Origin of the sequence: Methylibium sp. T29-B (assembly GCF_000576225.1) — a bacterium.
GTDB lineage: Bacteria > Pseudomonadota > Gammaproteobacteria > Burkholderiales > Burkholderiaceae_C > Methylibium > Methylibium petroleiphilum.
Genome location: NZ_AZSN01000105.1, coordinates 1 through 13,468, shown reverse-complemented (window position 1 = coordinate 13,468; position 13,468 = coordinate 1). Strand labels below are relative to the sequence as shown.

The 13,468-nt window shown below is 67.9% G+C and carries 10 protein-coding genes, 3 tRNA genes and 3 pseudogenes; 1 reads left to right on the top strand and 15 read right to left on the bottom strand.

Annotation, left to right across the window (positions count from 1 at the left end; all coding sequences use genetic code 11):
- Positions 1–244, top strand: a pseudogene (locus Y694_RS26030) (hypothetical protein); the annotation flags it as partial.
- 198 nt (positions 245–442) lie between these two features.
- On the opposite strand, the gene Y694_RS15230 reads toward Y694_RS26030, so the two are convergent.
- From Y694_RS15230 to Y694_RS15160, 15 genes and pseudogenes are all read right to left on the bottom strand, one after another.
- Positions 443–519 (bottom strand) — tRNA-Asp (locus tag Y694_RS15230).
- A 46-nt stretch (positions 520–565) separates the two neighbouring features.
- Positions 566–641: transfer RNA gene (locus tag Y694_RS15225), tRNA-Glu, on the bottom strand.
- A gap of 58 nt (positions 642–699) precedes the next feature.
- Positions 700–775 (bottom strand) — tRNA-Ala (locus Y694_RS15220).
- A gap of 38 nt (positions 776–813) precedes the next feature.
- On the bottom strand, positions 814–2,220 hold the full coding sequence (gltX, locus tag Y694_RS15215) for a glutamate--tRNA ligase (RefSeq protein WP_036233973.1): 1,407 nt from the start codon (positions 2,218–2,220) through the stop codon (positions 814–816).
- Positions 2,217–3,461 (bottom strand): O-succinylhomoserine sulfhydrylase, encoded by a 1,245-nt coding sequence (locus Y694_RS15210; protein ID WP_051495812.1) that lies wholly within the window; start codon positions 3,459–3,461, stop codon positions 2,217–2,219. Before Y694_RS15210 ends, gltX begins: the two co-directional genes overlap by 4 nt.
- On the bottom strand, positions 3,461–4,990 hold the full coding sequence (gene purF / locus Y694_RS15205; protein WP_011829744.1) for an amidophosphoribosyltransferase: 1,530 nt from the start codon (positions 4,988–4,990) through the stop codon (positions 3,461–3,463). The genes Y694_RS15210 and purF overlap by 1 nt, the downstream gene beginning before the upstream one ends.
- A gap of 26 nt (positions 4,991–5,016) precedes the next feature.
- Positions 5,017–5,514 carry a CvpA family protein gene (locus tag Y694_RS15200; RefSeq protein WP_036233977.1) on the bottom strand — a complete coding sequence of 166 codons (498 nt, stop codon included), beginning with the start codon at positions 5,512–5,514 and terminating at the stop codon, positions 5,017–5,019.
- A gap of 8 nt (positions 5,515–5,522) precedes the next feature.
- Complete coding sequence (locus tag Y694_RS15195; protein ID WP_051495811.1) at positions 5,523–6,296, bottom strand: SPOR domain-containing protein; 774 nt, start codon at positions 6,294–6,296, stop codon at positions 5,523–5,525.
- 102 nt (positions 6,297–6,398) lie between these two features.
- Positions 6,399–7,721 carry a bifunctional tetrahydrofolate synthase/dihydrofolate synthase gene (gene folC, locus Y694_RS15190; protein ID WP_011829747.1) on the bottom strand — a complete coding sequence of 441 codons (1,323 nt, stop codon included), beginning with the start codon at positions 7,719–7,721 and terminating at the stop codon, positions 6,399–6,401.
- Positions 7,722–7,852: 131 nt separating this feature from the next.
- Positions 7,853–8,724: pseudogene (gene accD / locus Y694_RS15185) on the bottom strand (acetyl-CoA carboxylase, carboxyltransferase subunit beta).
- Positions 8,721–9,539, bottom strand: coding sequence for a tryptophan synthase subunit alpha (gene trpA / locus Y694_RS15180; RefSeq protein ID WP_011829749.1), 819 nt, complete (start codon positions 9,537–9,539; stop codon positions 8,721–8,723). The pseudogene accD and the gene trpA overlap by 4 nt, the downstream one beginning before the upstream one ends.
- A pseudogene (trpB, locus tag Y694_RS15175) lies at positions 9,536–10,772 on the bottom strand (tryptophan synthase subunit beta). The gene trpA and the pseudogene trpB overlap by 4 nt, the downstream one beginning before the upstream one ends.
- Before the next feature lie 19 nt (positions 10,773–10,791).
- On the bottom strand, positions 10,792–11,433 hold the full coding sequence (locus Y694_RS15170; protein WP_036233971.1) for a phosphoribosylanthranilate isomerase: 642 nt from the start codon (positions 11,431–11,433) through the stop codon (positions 10,792–10,794).
- A gap of 6 nt (positions 11,434–11,439) precedes the next feature.
- Entirely contained in the window at positions 11,440–12,222 is a 783-nt protein-coding gene (gene truA / locus Y694_RS15165; RefSeq protein WP_011829752.1) for a tRNA pseudouridine(38-40) synthase TruA, read from the bottom strand.
- A 46-nt stretch (positions 12,223–12,268) separates the two neighbouring features.
- Positions 12,269–13,468 (bottom strand): FimV/HubP family polar landmark protein (locus tag Y694_RS15160; protein WP_036233969.1); only part of this gene is annotated, 1,200 nt, incomplete at its 5' end.

The window sequence follows — 13,468 nt, the reverse complement described above, 5'->3', positions numbered from 1 at the left end:
TTTTCGGTCGGCGTCAACAATCGATCGGTGCCAGAACCATAAGCTGCCGGGCCCGAAGGTGCGTCGCCACTATCTGCACCACGACTACGCCAACGAAAAGCGTGCCGCGTGGAACCGCCTTGGGCAACACCTCGCGACGATTCTGTCCGCCGCTGCGACCTCGAAACAGGTCGCCCGGAAAGGTCGGTCGCGCGGCGCTCGCACTACGACGGCCACCGGGCAAGTGCTGGCGGGTGCGGAGTAGTTCCAAGCCACTTCGCAGGCACTCCGCGCCCACCCGTCATGTTCATTCCACGTCGAACGCCAATACCGCTCGCACTGTCCGCTGCAGTCCGTCGCGGACCGTATGCAGCCGCTGCACGGTTTACCCCTTGGTTTACCCCTCAGGCCATCACAAGACAAAACGGGTTAGCAACTTGCGTTGCTAACCCGTTGATTTTATTGGCGGAGTGGACGGGACTCGAACCCGCGACCCCCGGCGTGACAGGCCGGTATTCTAACCAACTGAACTACCACTCCATGTGGTTGGCAGGTTTCACATCGCTGTGCAAGTCCTGCGCTGACTTGGCGTCCCCTAGGGGATTCGAACCCCTGTAATCACCGTGAAAGGGTGGTGTCCTAGGCCTCTAGACGAAGGGGACTGAAAACTTCTGGCAAATCACTTCTCTTTTGAACAGCGCCACCGCAGCTTCAAGCCTTTGGTGGAGGTAAGCGGGATCGAACCGCTGACCTCTTGCATGCCATGCAAGCGCTCTCCCAGCTGAGCTATACCCCCGGCGCTGTTCAAGCGAGACCGAAATTATATGACGATTTTCAGGCTGCTCGCAAGCGAGCCAGCACAGTGTCGCGGGCAAACAGGGCCAGCACGGCATCGACCGACGGCGTCTGCGCGCGGCCGCACACCAGCACGCGCACCGCATGCGCCAGTTGCGGCAACTTCAGGCCGTGCTCGGCAAGCGTAGCCTTGAAGGCCTGCTGGATGGATGCGGCATCCCACGCGATCTCGGCGAACCGGACCGCGAGCGACGACAGCGCGGGCTTCACCGCGTCGGTCACGTGGGCCGCAAGATCCTCGGCGCTCGGCGTCACGTCACCGAAGTACATCGCCAGCCACTGCGCCAGCTCCACGGTGGTGGCGCAGCGGTCCTTGAACAAGCCGCACAGCTTCGCGAGCCGCTCGTCGATGGGAGCAGCAAGGCCCAGCCGATGCAACTGCAGCGCCACCAGCGGCGCCAGCACGGCATCATCGGTGCGCTTGAGGTGCTGGGCACCGACCCAGCGCAGCTTGGCCTCGTCGAACTGCGCAGCGCTCTTGCCGAGGTGATCGAGGTTGAACCATTCGACCAGTTGCTCGCGCGAGAAGATCTCGTCATCGCCGTGGCTCCAGCCCAGGCGGGCCAGGTAGTTCACCACCGCATCGGCGAGGTAGCCCTCGTCGCGATACTGCGTGACGGGCTTGGCGCCGTGGCGCTTGCTCATCTTCTCGCCCTGCTCGTTCAGCACGGTCGGCAGGTGCGCGTAGACCGGCGGCTCGTGACCCAACGCTCGCAGGATGTGGATCTGCCGCGGCGTGTTGTTCACGTGGTCGTCACCGCGGATCACGTGGGTGATCTTCATGTCGGCATCGTCGACGACGACGCAGAAGTTGTAGGTCGGCGTGCCGTCGGGCCGGGCGATCACCAGGTCGTCGAGCTCGTCGTTGCTGAACTCGATGCGACCCTTGACCTTGTCGTCCCACGCCACGCTGCCGCCGATCGGCGAGCGGAAGCGGATCACCGGTTGCACGCCCGCCGGCACCGGCGGCAGCGTCTTGCCGGGTTCGGGCCGCCAGGTGCCGTCGTAGCGCGGCTTCTGCTTGGCGGCCATCTGGCGCTCGCGCAACGCGTCGAGCTCGGCCTGGCCCATGTAGCAGCGGTAGGCGAGCCCCTGCTCGAGCATCCCGGCCAGCACCTCCTTGTAGCGGTCCATGCGCTGCATCTGGAAGAACGGGCCCTCGTCGGCATCCAGGCCCAGCCAGCGCATGCTCTCGAGGATGACGTCGACTGCCTCTTGCGACGAACGCTCCACATCGGTGTCTTCGATGCGCAGCACGAACACGCCGCCCGTCGCCCGGGCGTAGGCCCAGGGGTAGAGCGCGGAGCGGATGTTGCCGAGGTGGATGAAGCCGGTGGGCGACGGCGCGAAGCGCGTGCGAACGGGGGCTGGGGAGGTGCTGCTCATGCCGTCAGGGTGTCGAGGCCGCGCGCGAGATCGGCCTTCAGGTCGTCCAGGTCGTCCAGGCCGGCGGCAACGCGGATCATGCCCTGCGTGATGCCGGCCGCCAGGCGCTGCGCCTCGGTCAGTCGTCCGTGCGAGGTGCTGGCCGGATGCGTGATGGTGGTCTTGGTGTCGCCGAGGTTGGCGGTGATCGAGCAGATGCGCGTGCTGTCGATCACGTGGAAGGCGTTGCGACGCGCGAGTTCCGCGCCCTCGCCCTTCACGATGAAAGACACCACCGCCCCGCCGCAGCCGTTCTGCTGCGCCATCGCCAGCGCGTGCTGCGGGTGCGACGGCAGGCCAGGGTGGTAGACGCGCTGCACCGCCGGGTGAGCCTCGAGCCATCGCGCCAGACCGAGCGCTCGCTCGCTCTGAGCGGCCATGCGGATCGCCAGCGTTTCCAGGCCCTTCAGCACCACCCAGGCGTTGAACGGCGACAGGCTCATGCCGGCGCTGCGCATCAGCGGCACCAACTTGTCGTTGACGATATGTGCCGGGCCGCACACCGCGCCGGCCAGCACGCGGCCCTGGCCGTCGAGGTATTTGGTGCCGGAATGGACGATCAGGTCGGCACCCAGCTTCACCGGCTGCTGCAGTGCCGGCGAGCAGAAGCAGTTGTCGACTGCCAGCAGGGCACCGGCCCGGTGCGCCACGTCGGCCAGCGCCGCGATGTCGCACACCTCGGTGAGCGGGTTGCTCGGCGTCTCGGCGAACAGCAGGCGGGTCGTCGGCCTCACGGCTGCCTGCCATGCCGCCACGTCGGTCTGCGACACGAAGCTGGTCTCGACGCCGAACCTGGCCAGTTCACCGCCCAGCAGCTTGATGGTCGAGCCGAACACGCTCTGCGAGCAGATCACGTGATCGCCGGCCTTCAACAGGCCCAGGCACAGCAGCAGGATCGCGCTCATGCCGCTCGACGACGCGATGCAGGCCTCGGTGCCTTCCATCGCCGCCAGGCGACGCTCCATCATCGTGACGGTCGGGTTGCTGAAGCGCGAGTAAACGAAGGCTTCTTCCTCATTGGCGAAGCGCGCGGCTGCGGTGGCGGCGTCGGGGTGCACGAAGCTGCTGGTCAGGTACAGCGCCTCGGAGTTCTCTCCGTACTGGCTGGGTGGCAGGCCCTCGCGTACGGCGAGCGTGTCCAGCCGAACGTCGGCCGGCAGATCGACGCGCGGCAGCCGCTTGGTGTCGTCGGTGCCCGCCATCAGACCTCCGTGGCGCTCTGCAGCGCCAGCCGCGACGCCGACTCGGCATCTTCTTCCAGTTGCAACGGCCGCTGCGCAGCCAGTGCCTCGAAGTCCGCGGCACTCACGTCACCGGTGATGTAGACGCCATCGAAGCACGAGGCCTCGAAGCCGGCCAGGTTCGGGTTCAGCGAGCCCACGGCCTTCTTCATCGCCGCGACGTCCTGGTAGATCAGCGCATCGGCGCCGATGAACTCGCGGATCTCCTCGATGCTGCGGTCGTGCGCGATCAGCTCGCCCTTGGTCGGCATGTCGATGCCGTAGACGTTCGGGAAGCGCACCGGCGGCGCGGCCGAGGCCATGAAGACCTTGCGGGCGCCGGCCTCGCGCGCCATCTGCACGATTTCCTTGCTGGTGGTGCCACGCACGATGGAGTCGTCGACCAGCAGCACGTTGCGGCCCTTGAACTCCGACACGATCGCATTGAGCTTCTGGCGCACCGATTTCTTGCGCATGCCCTGCCCCGGCATGATGAAGGTACGGCCGACGTAGCGGTTCTTCACGAAGCCCTCGCGGTAGGGCTTGCCGAGCTTCTGCGCCAGCTGCATGGCCGACGGCCGGCTCGACTCGGGGATCGGAATCACCACGTCGATCTCGTTCGGCGGCATCGTCGATACCAGGCGCTGCGCCAGGGTCTCGCCCATGTTGAGCCGCGCCTGGTAGACCGAGATGCCGTCGATCACCGAGTCGGGACGGGCCAGGTAGACGAACTCGAATACGCAGGGATTGAGCGAGGCCTTCGCAGCGCACTGCCGCGCGTGGACACGGCCTTCGAGATCGATGAACACCGCCTCGCCCGGCGCCACGTCGCGCACCATGCGGTGGCCGGTGCCTTCGAGTGCGACCGATTCACTGGCCACCATGACGCTGCGTCCTTCTGGGCCTTCCGCATCGCCCAGGCAGAGCGGGCGGATGCCGAACGGGTCGCGGAACGCCAGCACGCCGTGCCCGGCAATCAGGCAGACCACCGCGTAAGAGCCCTTGATGCGCCGATGCACCGCGCCGACGGCCTTGAAGATCTCGTTCGGCGTCAGCGGCAAGTCGCGGGCCGCGAGTTCGAGCTCGTGCGCCACCACGTTCAGCAGCACCTCGGTGTCGCTGTCGGTATTGAGGTGGCGGCGATCGACCGCATACAGCTCCTGCTTCAGCGCATGGGCGTTGGTGAGATTGCCGTTGTGCACCAGCACCAGGCCGAAGGGTGCGTTCACGTAGAACGGCTGCGCCTCCTCCTCGCTGTAGGCGTTGCCCGCGGTCGGGTAGCGCACCTGGCCGAGCCCCACGGTGCCGGGCAATCCGCGCATGTTGCGGGTGCGGAACACGTCGCGCACCATGCCACGCGCCTTGTGCATGAAGAACTTGCGGCCCTTGGCGTCCGGCCCCGCTGTCACGATGCCGGCTGCGTCCTGCCCGCGGTGCTGCAGCAGCAGCAGTGCGTCATAGATCAGCTGATTGACCGGTGCCGTGGAGATCACACCGACGATGCCACACATGGACTACCCCTTGAAATGAATCTCTCTCAGGCCCGCAGATGCCGCGCCACCTCGTGCGGCAGCAGCGGCTTCAGGCCGGCCAGCACCGCCTGCAGGCCCGCCACGCTGTGGGCAGCTTGCCATGCCGGCGATGTCGCCAGCGGCGTCATGGTGACCGCCGTCGCGGCGACCAGCGCCACCAGCACACCGCGCAACAGACCGAACACCGCGCCCAGCACCCGATCGAGCGGACTCAGCGGCGAGGCCTGCACCAGCTTCTTGATCAGCCACGACAGGAAACCCCAGCCGATCAGCACGGCCACGAAGACGATCATGAACGACGCTGCGAGATTGAGCCCCGAGCCCGGTGCCCCGACCGGGATGCTCGGCGCCACGGCGAAGCCGAAGGCCTGCGCCGCCACGTAGGCGACCACCCAGCCCAGCAGCGACATCACCTCGTACAGCAGGCCGCGCACCAGACCCACGATGACCGACAGGCCGACGACGGCGAGGAACACCCAGTCAACCCAGCTGACCTGCGCCACGGCGGCGCTCACAGCGTGAGCACGGCCGAACCGAGGCCGGATTGCTTGATCTTCGCGGCCACCTTGTCGGCCTCACCGCGATCGGCGTAGGGGCCGATGCGCACCCGGATGCGCTTGCCCGATGGCGTCTCCACGACCTGCGTGTAGGTCTTGTAGCCCAGCTTCTCGACACGCGAGCGGGCCTCGCGGGCAGAGTCGGCCTCACTGTAGGCACCGACCTGCACGACGAAGCGTGTACTGCCATCGGAGGGCTTGTCGGCAGCCTCGGTCTTGGCCGCGACGACCGCAGGCTTGCCTTCCAACGCGGCCCTGGCTCGGGCAGCATCGGCGGCCACCGCCGGCTTGGTGGATGCGGGCTTGCTGGCGGCCGGCTCAGGCTTCTTGTCGGCGGGTTTTACTGCGGGCTTTTCCGGGGGCGCAGCCGCGACACGCGGCGACGCAGCCGGCACGGCGACCTCGCGTCCGGCCTCCTCGGCGCGCTCCGTCATGACCGCATCGTCCTTCGGTGCCGTCACGGCGTCCGACGGCGGACTCGCCGGCTTGGTGACCAGCGGCGCGGCAGCGTCCTTGCGAGGAATGTCGATCGGGATATCGCCCGACAGCGGTCGCGGCGCCGTGTCGAACAGCAGAGGAAAGCCCAACACACCCAGCACCACCAGCACTGTCGCGCCGACCAGGCGGCGACGTGCACGGCCACGCGCGAGTTCGACGGAATCAGCGTCGGTCGGTGAGGCGCCGGACCCGGTGCCGGACTTGCGTTGAAAGAAGGACAGCAGACCCATGCGAGGAGGCTTCCGGGAGGTGATCGACGGCAAGCGCAACGCCCTGCGATGGTTCCGCGATGCAGGCCGTCGGACCTGCACATCGGGTCGGCAACCGCAATGTCAACCCAGATGCTTGGCAGTGCGGCGTGGCAACCCGTTCTCGAGCACGCCACCGACGGTGAAGAACGATCCGAACACCACAATTCTATCAGCGGGGTCAGCCGCTTCGAGGGCCGCGACGAGTGCGGCGCGGGGCGCTGGATGCTCGCTGGCCTGCACTTGCGGCGGCAGCGGCGTCGCCCCCGGCGCGCGCGCGGCCACGGCCCGCACGTGCAGGGCCCGGAGCTCCTGCGCCGTCGCAGCGCGGGGTGTCGGCAGGTCGCTGAAGTACCAGCGATCCACCAGCGGCAACAGACGCGCGAACATGGTCTCGATGTCCTTGTCCTTCATCGCACCGAACACGACGTGGGTGCAGGGGTAGTAGCCCATCTGGTCGAGGTTCTCGGCCAGCGTGGCGACGGCGTGCGGGTTGTGCGCGACATCGAGCACCAGCGTCGGTGCGCCCGGCACGATCTGGAAGCGCCCAGGCAGTTCCACCATCGCGAGTCCGTTGCGAACGGCCTGCGCTGTGACCGGGAGCCGGTCGCGCAGCGCCTCCAGCGCCGCCAGCACGCCCGAGGCGTTGAGCAGCTGGTTCGCGCCGCGCAGGGCCGGATAGGCCAGCCCGTTGTGGCGGCGCGCACGACCGGCCCAGCCCCACTGCTGCTTGTCGCCGCGATAGTTGAAGTCGTGCCCGAAGCGCCACAGGTCGGCGCCGATCTCGCGCGCGTGGTCGATCACGCTCTGCGGCGGCACCGGGTCGCCGACGATCGCCGGCCGGCCGGTGCGCAGGATGCCCGCCTTCTCGCGCCCGATCGCCTCGCGGTCGGGCCCGAGATAGTCCATGTGGTCGAGGTCGATGCTGGTGAGGATGGCGCAGTCGGTATCGATCGAATTGACGGCGTCAAGCCGCCCCCCGAGGCCGACCTCCAGCACCACCGCGTCGAGCGAGGCTTCGCTGAGAAGCCGCAGGATCACCAGCGTGGTGAACTCGAAGTAGGTCAGCGTCTCACCTTGGCGGGCCGTCTCGACAGCCGCGAAGTGCGGCAGCAGCGCTGCCGCCTCGACGATCTCGCCGCCGATGCGGCAGCGTTCCTCGAAATGCACCAGGTGCGGCGAGGTGTAGACGCCAACCCGATAACCCGAATGCAGCAGGATGGCTTCGAGCATCGCGCAGGTCGAGCCCTTGCCGTTGGTGCCAGCCACCGTGAACACCGGACAGTCGAAGCCCAGCCCGAGCCGCTTGCGCACGCGCTGCACGCGCTCCAGCGTGAGGTCGATGGTGCGGGGATGCAGGCGCTCGCAATGGGCCAGCCAGTCGGCGAGCGTGGACGGGGTCGTCATGGAGCGCGAATCGTGGGACAGAGAAGCGGATGGACAACGGCCGAGCTTCAAGCGCAAGGGCGGCCGACACCGCCCTTCGCCGTGCTGGCGGCTCGCTGCCGCCAGCTGCACCGAGCGCGACGGGAGAAAGCTCAGGCCACCGCGTCGGCGCTCTGCCGCTGCAGCATCGCGAGCAGTTGGGCCACCGTGCCGCGCAATTCGCGACGGTCGACGATCATGTCGAGCGCCCCCTTGTTCAGCAGGAACTCGCTGCGCTGGAAGCCCTCGGGCAGCTTCTCGCGCACGGTGTTCTCGATCACGCGCGGGCCGGCGAAACCGATCAGCGCCTTCGGTTCGGCAATCACCACGTCGCCCATGAAGGCGAAGCCGGCCGATACGCCGCCCATCGTCGGGTCGGTCAGCACGCTGATGTAGGGCAGCTTCGCCTTGGCCAGCCGCGTCAGGGCCGCATTGGTCTTGGCCATCTGCATCAGCGACAACAGTCCCTCTTGCATACGCGCGCCGCCGGTCGCGGTGAAGCAGAGGAACGGCGTCTTCTGGTCGATGGCTGCCTCGACGCCGCGCACGAAGCGCTCGCCGACGACCGAGCCCATCGAGCCGCCCATGAACTCGAACTCGAAGGCTGCGGCGACGACCGGCAGCGTGTGGACCGCGCCGCCCATCACCACCAGCGCGTCGGTCTCGCCGGTGGATTCCATCGCCTGCTTCAGGCGCTCGGGGTACTTCTTGCTGTCCTTGAACTTCAGCGGGTCGACCGGCACGACCTCCTGGGCCAGCTCGTAGCGGCCTCCGGGTCGAGGAACTTGTCGAGGCGTTCGCGCGCACCGACACGGTGGTGGTGGGTGCACTTGGGGCAGACGTAGGCGTTCTGCTCCAGGTCGGTCTTGTAGAGCACCGTCTCGCAGGCAGGGCACTTGATCCACAGCCCTTCCGGCACCGAGCGACGCTCGGTCGGATCGGTGGGCTGGATCTTGGGCGGCAGCAGTTTCTCGAGCCAGCTCATGCACGCACTCCTTCGGTTGAAGAATCTAGCGCCTCGCGGATCGAGGCAATGAAGGTGCCGCCGACGGCAGCGACGCTCTCGCGCGGCTCGGCTTCCAGCAACTGGACGATGCGCGAGCCGATGACGACCGCGTCGGCCACCGCTGCAAGCGCCTTCGCAGTGGCCGCGTCGCGGATGCCGAAACCCACGCCGACCGGCACTTTCACGTGCTCGCGGATGCGCGGCAGCATCGTCGCGACGGCGTCGGTGTCCAGGTGCCCTGCTCCGGTCACGCCCTTGAGCGACACGTAGTAGACGTAGCCCCGCGCAATGCGGCCCACGTCCTTCATACGCTGCTCGGTGGAGGTCGGGGCGAGCAGGAAGATCGGGTCGAGGTCCGCGCCCTGCAGTTGCGCGGCGAAAGCCTCGCACTCCTCAGGCGGGTAGTCGACCACCAGCACACCGTCGACACCGGCCGACTTGGCGTCGGCGACGAAGCGGTCGATGCCATAGCGCTCGACCGGGTTCGCGTAGCCCATCAGGACCACCGGCGTGGTGTCGTTGTGCTCTCGGAAGCTCCGCACCATCGCCAGCACCTGACCCATGCCGATGCCCTTGGCCAACGCCCGCTCCGAGGCCTTCTGGATCACAGGGCCGTCGGCCATCGGGTCGGAGAACGGCACGCCGAGTTCGATGACGTCGGCCCCGGCTCCGGCCATCGCCAGCATGATGTCGACGGTGGCGTCGGCGTAGGGATCGCCGGCGGTGATGTAGGGAATCAGCGCGGTGCGCCGCTGCCCGCGCAGCCGCTCGAAGGTGGCAGCGATGCGACTCATTGCTTCACCTTCTCGCCGCGCGACGACGGCCGGTCGTAGAACTCGGCGCCGGACAGGTCGGCAACGGTGCCGATGTCCTTGTCGCCCCGGCCGGACAGATTGACCAGCAGACTCTGGTCGCTGCGCATCGTCGGCGCCAGTTTCATCGCGTAGGCCACCGCATGGCTGGATTCAAGCGCCGATGATGCCTTCGGTGCGGCACAGCCGGTGAAAGGCCTGCAGCGCCTCGTCGTCGGTGATGCCGACGTACTCGGCCCGCCCGATGTCCTTCAGGTAGGCGTGCTCAGGGCCGACGCCGGGGTAATCGAGTCCGGCGGAGATCGAGTGCGTCTCGATGATCTGGCCGTTCGCGTCCTGCAACAGGTAGGTGCGGTTGCCGTGCAGCACGCCCGGCGAGCCGGCGCTGAGGCTGGCCGCATGCTTGCCGGAGTCGAGCCCGTGTCCGGCCGCCTCCACGCCGATCAGGCGCACGCCCTCGTGTCGGATATACGGGTAGAAGATGCCCATCGCATTGCTGCCGCCGCCGACGCAGGCGATCACCGCGTCGGGCTGGCGACCCGCCATCTCCGGCATCTGCCGCAGGCATTCCTCGCCGATGACGCTCTGGAAGTCACGCACCATCTCCGGGTACGGCGCCGGGCCGGCCACGGTGCCGATGATGTAGAAGGTGTTCTCGACGTTGGTGACCCAGTCGCGCAGCGCCTCGTTCAGCGCGTCCTTCAGCGTCTTGCTGCCGCTGTCCACCGGCACCACCCTGGCGCCCAGCAGGTGCATGCGGTAGACGTTGGGCGACTGGCGCTTCACGTCCTCGCTGCCCATGTAGACCACGCATTCCATGCCGTAGCGGGCACAGATGGTGGCGGTGGCCACGCCGTGCTGGCCGGCACCGGTTTCGGCGATCACGCGCGGCTTGCCCATGCGCCGGGCCAGCAGCGCCTGGCCGATGGTGTTGTTGATCTTGTGGGCGCCGGTGTGGTTGAGGTCCTCGCGCTTCAGGTAGATCTGGGCGCCACCGAGCTCGCGGCTCATGCGCGCGGCGTGGTAGATCGGACTGGGTCGGCCGACGAAATGCGCGAGCTCGCTCTTGAACTCGGCCACGAACTCGGGATCGTCGCGATAGCGCGCGTAGGCGGCCTTCAGTTCGTCGAGCGCGTGGATCAGCGTCTCGGCGACGAAGCTGCCGCCATAGCGGCCGAAATGGCCGCTCGCATCGGGTTGCTGGTAATTCAACATGGTGGGTGCAGGGAAGGTGTCAGATCTCGCTGGCGGCGACACGGGCATCGGCCTCGCGCACTGCCTCGCAAAACCGGCGGACGGCGTCGGCATCCTTGATGCCCTTCGCACTCTCCACGCCGGAACTCACGTCAACGGCCCAAGGCCGCACCTTCAGCACCCCATCGGTCACGTTGGCAGCACTCAACCCACCAGACAAAACGAGCGGAGGGGTGACGCCGGATGGAACGAGTGACCAATCGAAGACCTTTCCGCCGCCGCCGTAGCCCTCGACATATGCATCGAGAAGCAGGGCCTGGGCGCTCGAGAACTGCTGCGCAAAGTTTAACAAATCGAAACCCGGTGTCATGCGGGCAGCGCGCAGGTAGGGCCGCCCCACCGCATCGCACTGCGCCGGCGTCTCGTCGCCGTGGAACTGCAGCATCAGCGTCGGAATGGCGGCACAGGCAGCGGCCAGTTCGTGCGGCGCAGCGTTGACGAACAGGCCGACCGGCGTCACGAACGGCGGCAGGCGACGCGCCAACGCCGCAGCGTGCGCCACGGACACCGCACGCGGGCTCTTCGCATAGAAAACGAAGCCGACGGCGTCAGCTCCGGCCTCGACCGCCGCGTCGACATCGGCCTCGCGGGTCAGACCACAGATCTTGATGCGGGTGCGCATGGGCTTTCAGGGCAGCCAGTCGAACGCGGGCGTGCGTTCGGGCAGGTCAAGGTTCGCATCGTATTGCGGACCGAGGAAATACAGGCCATCCGGGGCAAAGGTGGGCGCAGCCCGGCGGCGATCGCCCGCGGCCAGCACCTCGGCCAGCCACTGCGGCGCTCGCACACCCTGCCCTACGGCCAGCAGGCAGCCCATCAAGTTCCGGACCATGTGGTGGAGAAAGGCGCTGGCCTCGAACTCAAAACGCCAGTAGGCGCCGCAGCGAACGATCTCGATACGCCTCAGGTTCTTCACCGGGCTGGCCGCCTGGCACTCGGCTGAGCGGAAGGCGCTGAAATCATGCTCGCCGATCAGGTGGGCCGCCGCCTCGCGCATGGGCGTCGCATCGAGTGGCCGGAACACCCAGCCGACGGCACCGGCCTCGATGGCCGGCCGCACGGGGGACTCCAGCAGCAGGTAGGCATAGCGCCTTCCACGCGCGCTGTTGCGCGCGTGGAAGGCGGCATCGACCGGCCGGCACCATTGCACGGCGATATCAGGAGGCAGGTAGCGGTTGGTGCCGCGCACCCAGGAGAACGGCTCACGCTCGATCTCGGTGTCGAGATGGACCACCTGGTTGAGCGCATGCACGCCAGCGTCGGTGCGCCCGGCGCACACGGTGCGCACCGGCCGATCGGCGAAGCGAGCCAGGGCCTCCTCGACCCGGTCCTGCACCGTGAGCCCGTCGGGTTGGCTCTGCCAGCCCCGGTAGGCGCCGCCGCGATAGCTCAGGCCCAGGGCCAATCGCATGGCCCGGAGCCCGGCTGGAGACGATCAGCGACCGAACCGACCCGGTTCAGCCGATGTCCTTCAGCATGCTCTGGGCCTTGGCTTTGAGCGTGCCGCCGGACTGCGCCACGACTTCCTGCAACAGGTCGCGGGCGCCTTCGAGATCACCGATCTGGCGGAACTCCTCCGCCAGTTCGAGCTTGCGGGACAGCGCCTCATCGGTCGCTTCGTCGCCCGGCAGATCGAAGTTGCCGAGGTCGGGCAGCGACTCATCGGCCACGGTGGTGGAGACAGCCGATTGGCTGGGATCGTCAAGCGAGAGGGACGGCAGGTCGAAGTCGAACCCGAGGTCCGGCGAGGCGGTCGGGGCCGCCGCGGCCGGCAGCGGCTGGGTGCGCTCCGGTGCCGAAGGCCGTGGGGTCTCATCGAGCGCGCCAGGCACCGACACGTCCAGGTCCAGGTCGACGCCTGGGTCCTCGAGGATTTCCGAACGCTGCGCATCGAAGCGCGACGGAGACGGCAACACCGATTGCGGCATGGTGCTGGCGCCGAGCGCCTCCACCACGGCGCCGCCGTCGACCGGTGCACCGGGCGGGCGGCCGCCCGGCTGGAACAGCGGGTTTTCGGGGTCGATGCCGGCGCCGAGCTGCTGCGCGCGCAGCCAGTCCTCGCCTTCGCCACCGGTCAGCGCATAGAGCTGCGTGGCGAGCAGTTCGAAGCCCTTGGTGTCGCGGCGCTTCGCATAGACCTCGAGCAGCTTCAGCCGGATCGCCATGCGCTCCGGACTCGAGCGCATCGCTTCCTTGAGGATCTCTTCGGCCTGCAGATCGCGGCCGTAGGCCAGGTAGACATCGGCCTCGGCCACAGGGTCCACGTCGCCGATCGCATCGAGCTGGCTCAGAGAGTAGCTCATCGATGACGGCACGCCGGTCGCGTCGCGGGTGTCGACGCGCTGCCCACCACTCGCACCGAAGAACGAATCCGGCTGCAGGCGACTTTCGAGGAACGAGGTCTCGCCGCTGTCGCGCTTGCCCTGGCGCATGCGGTAGAAGCCGAAGCCGGCGAGGAGCGCGACCAGCACGCCGACACCCGGCAGCAGCAACGGGTTCTCGAGCAAGCCGTCGAGGAAGCTCGGGCCCGCGCTGGGTGCCGGTGCCGGGGCAGTTGCCGGCTCGCTGGCTGCCGTCGACGCTGGCGCAGCAGCGACCGGCGGCGCCTCCGCGGGTGCCGAAGCCACCACCGGAGGCACTTCCGGGCTGGGCGCCGG

Bases quoted from the DNA above. Each gene is read 5' to 3' on its own strand.
- gltX (WP_036233973.1), bottom strand. From the start codon at position 2,220: ATGAGCAGCACCTCCCCAGCCCCCGTTCGCACGCGCTTCGCGCCGTCG.
- Y694_RS15210 (WP_051495812.1), bottom strand. From the start codon at position 3,461: ATGGCGGGCACCGACGACACCAAGCGGCTGCCGCGCGTCGATCTGCCG.
- purF (WP_011829744.1), bottom strand. From the start codon at position 4,990: ATGTGTGGCATCGTCGGTGTGATCTCCACGGCACCGGTCAATCAGCTG.
- Y694_RS15195 (WP_051495811.1), bottom strand. From the start codon at position 6,296: ATGGGTCTGCTGTCCTTCTTTCAACGCAAGTCCGGCACCGGGTCCGGC.
- folC (WP_011829747.1), bottom strand. From the start codon at position 7,721: ATGACGACCCCGTCCACGCTCGCCGACTGGCTGGCCCATTGCGAGCGC.
- trpA (WP_011829749.1), bottom strand. From the start codon at position 9,539: ATGAGTCGCATCGCTGCCACCTTCGAGCGGCTGCGCGGGCAGCGGCGC.
- Y694_RS15170 (WP_036233971.1), bottom strand. From the start codon at position 11,433: ATGCGCACCCGCATCAAGATCTGTGGTCTGACCCGCGAGGCCGATGTC.
- truA (WP_011829752.1), bottom strand. From the start codon at position 12,222: ATGCGATTGGCCCTGGGCCTGAGCTATCGCGGCGGCGCCTACCGGGGC.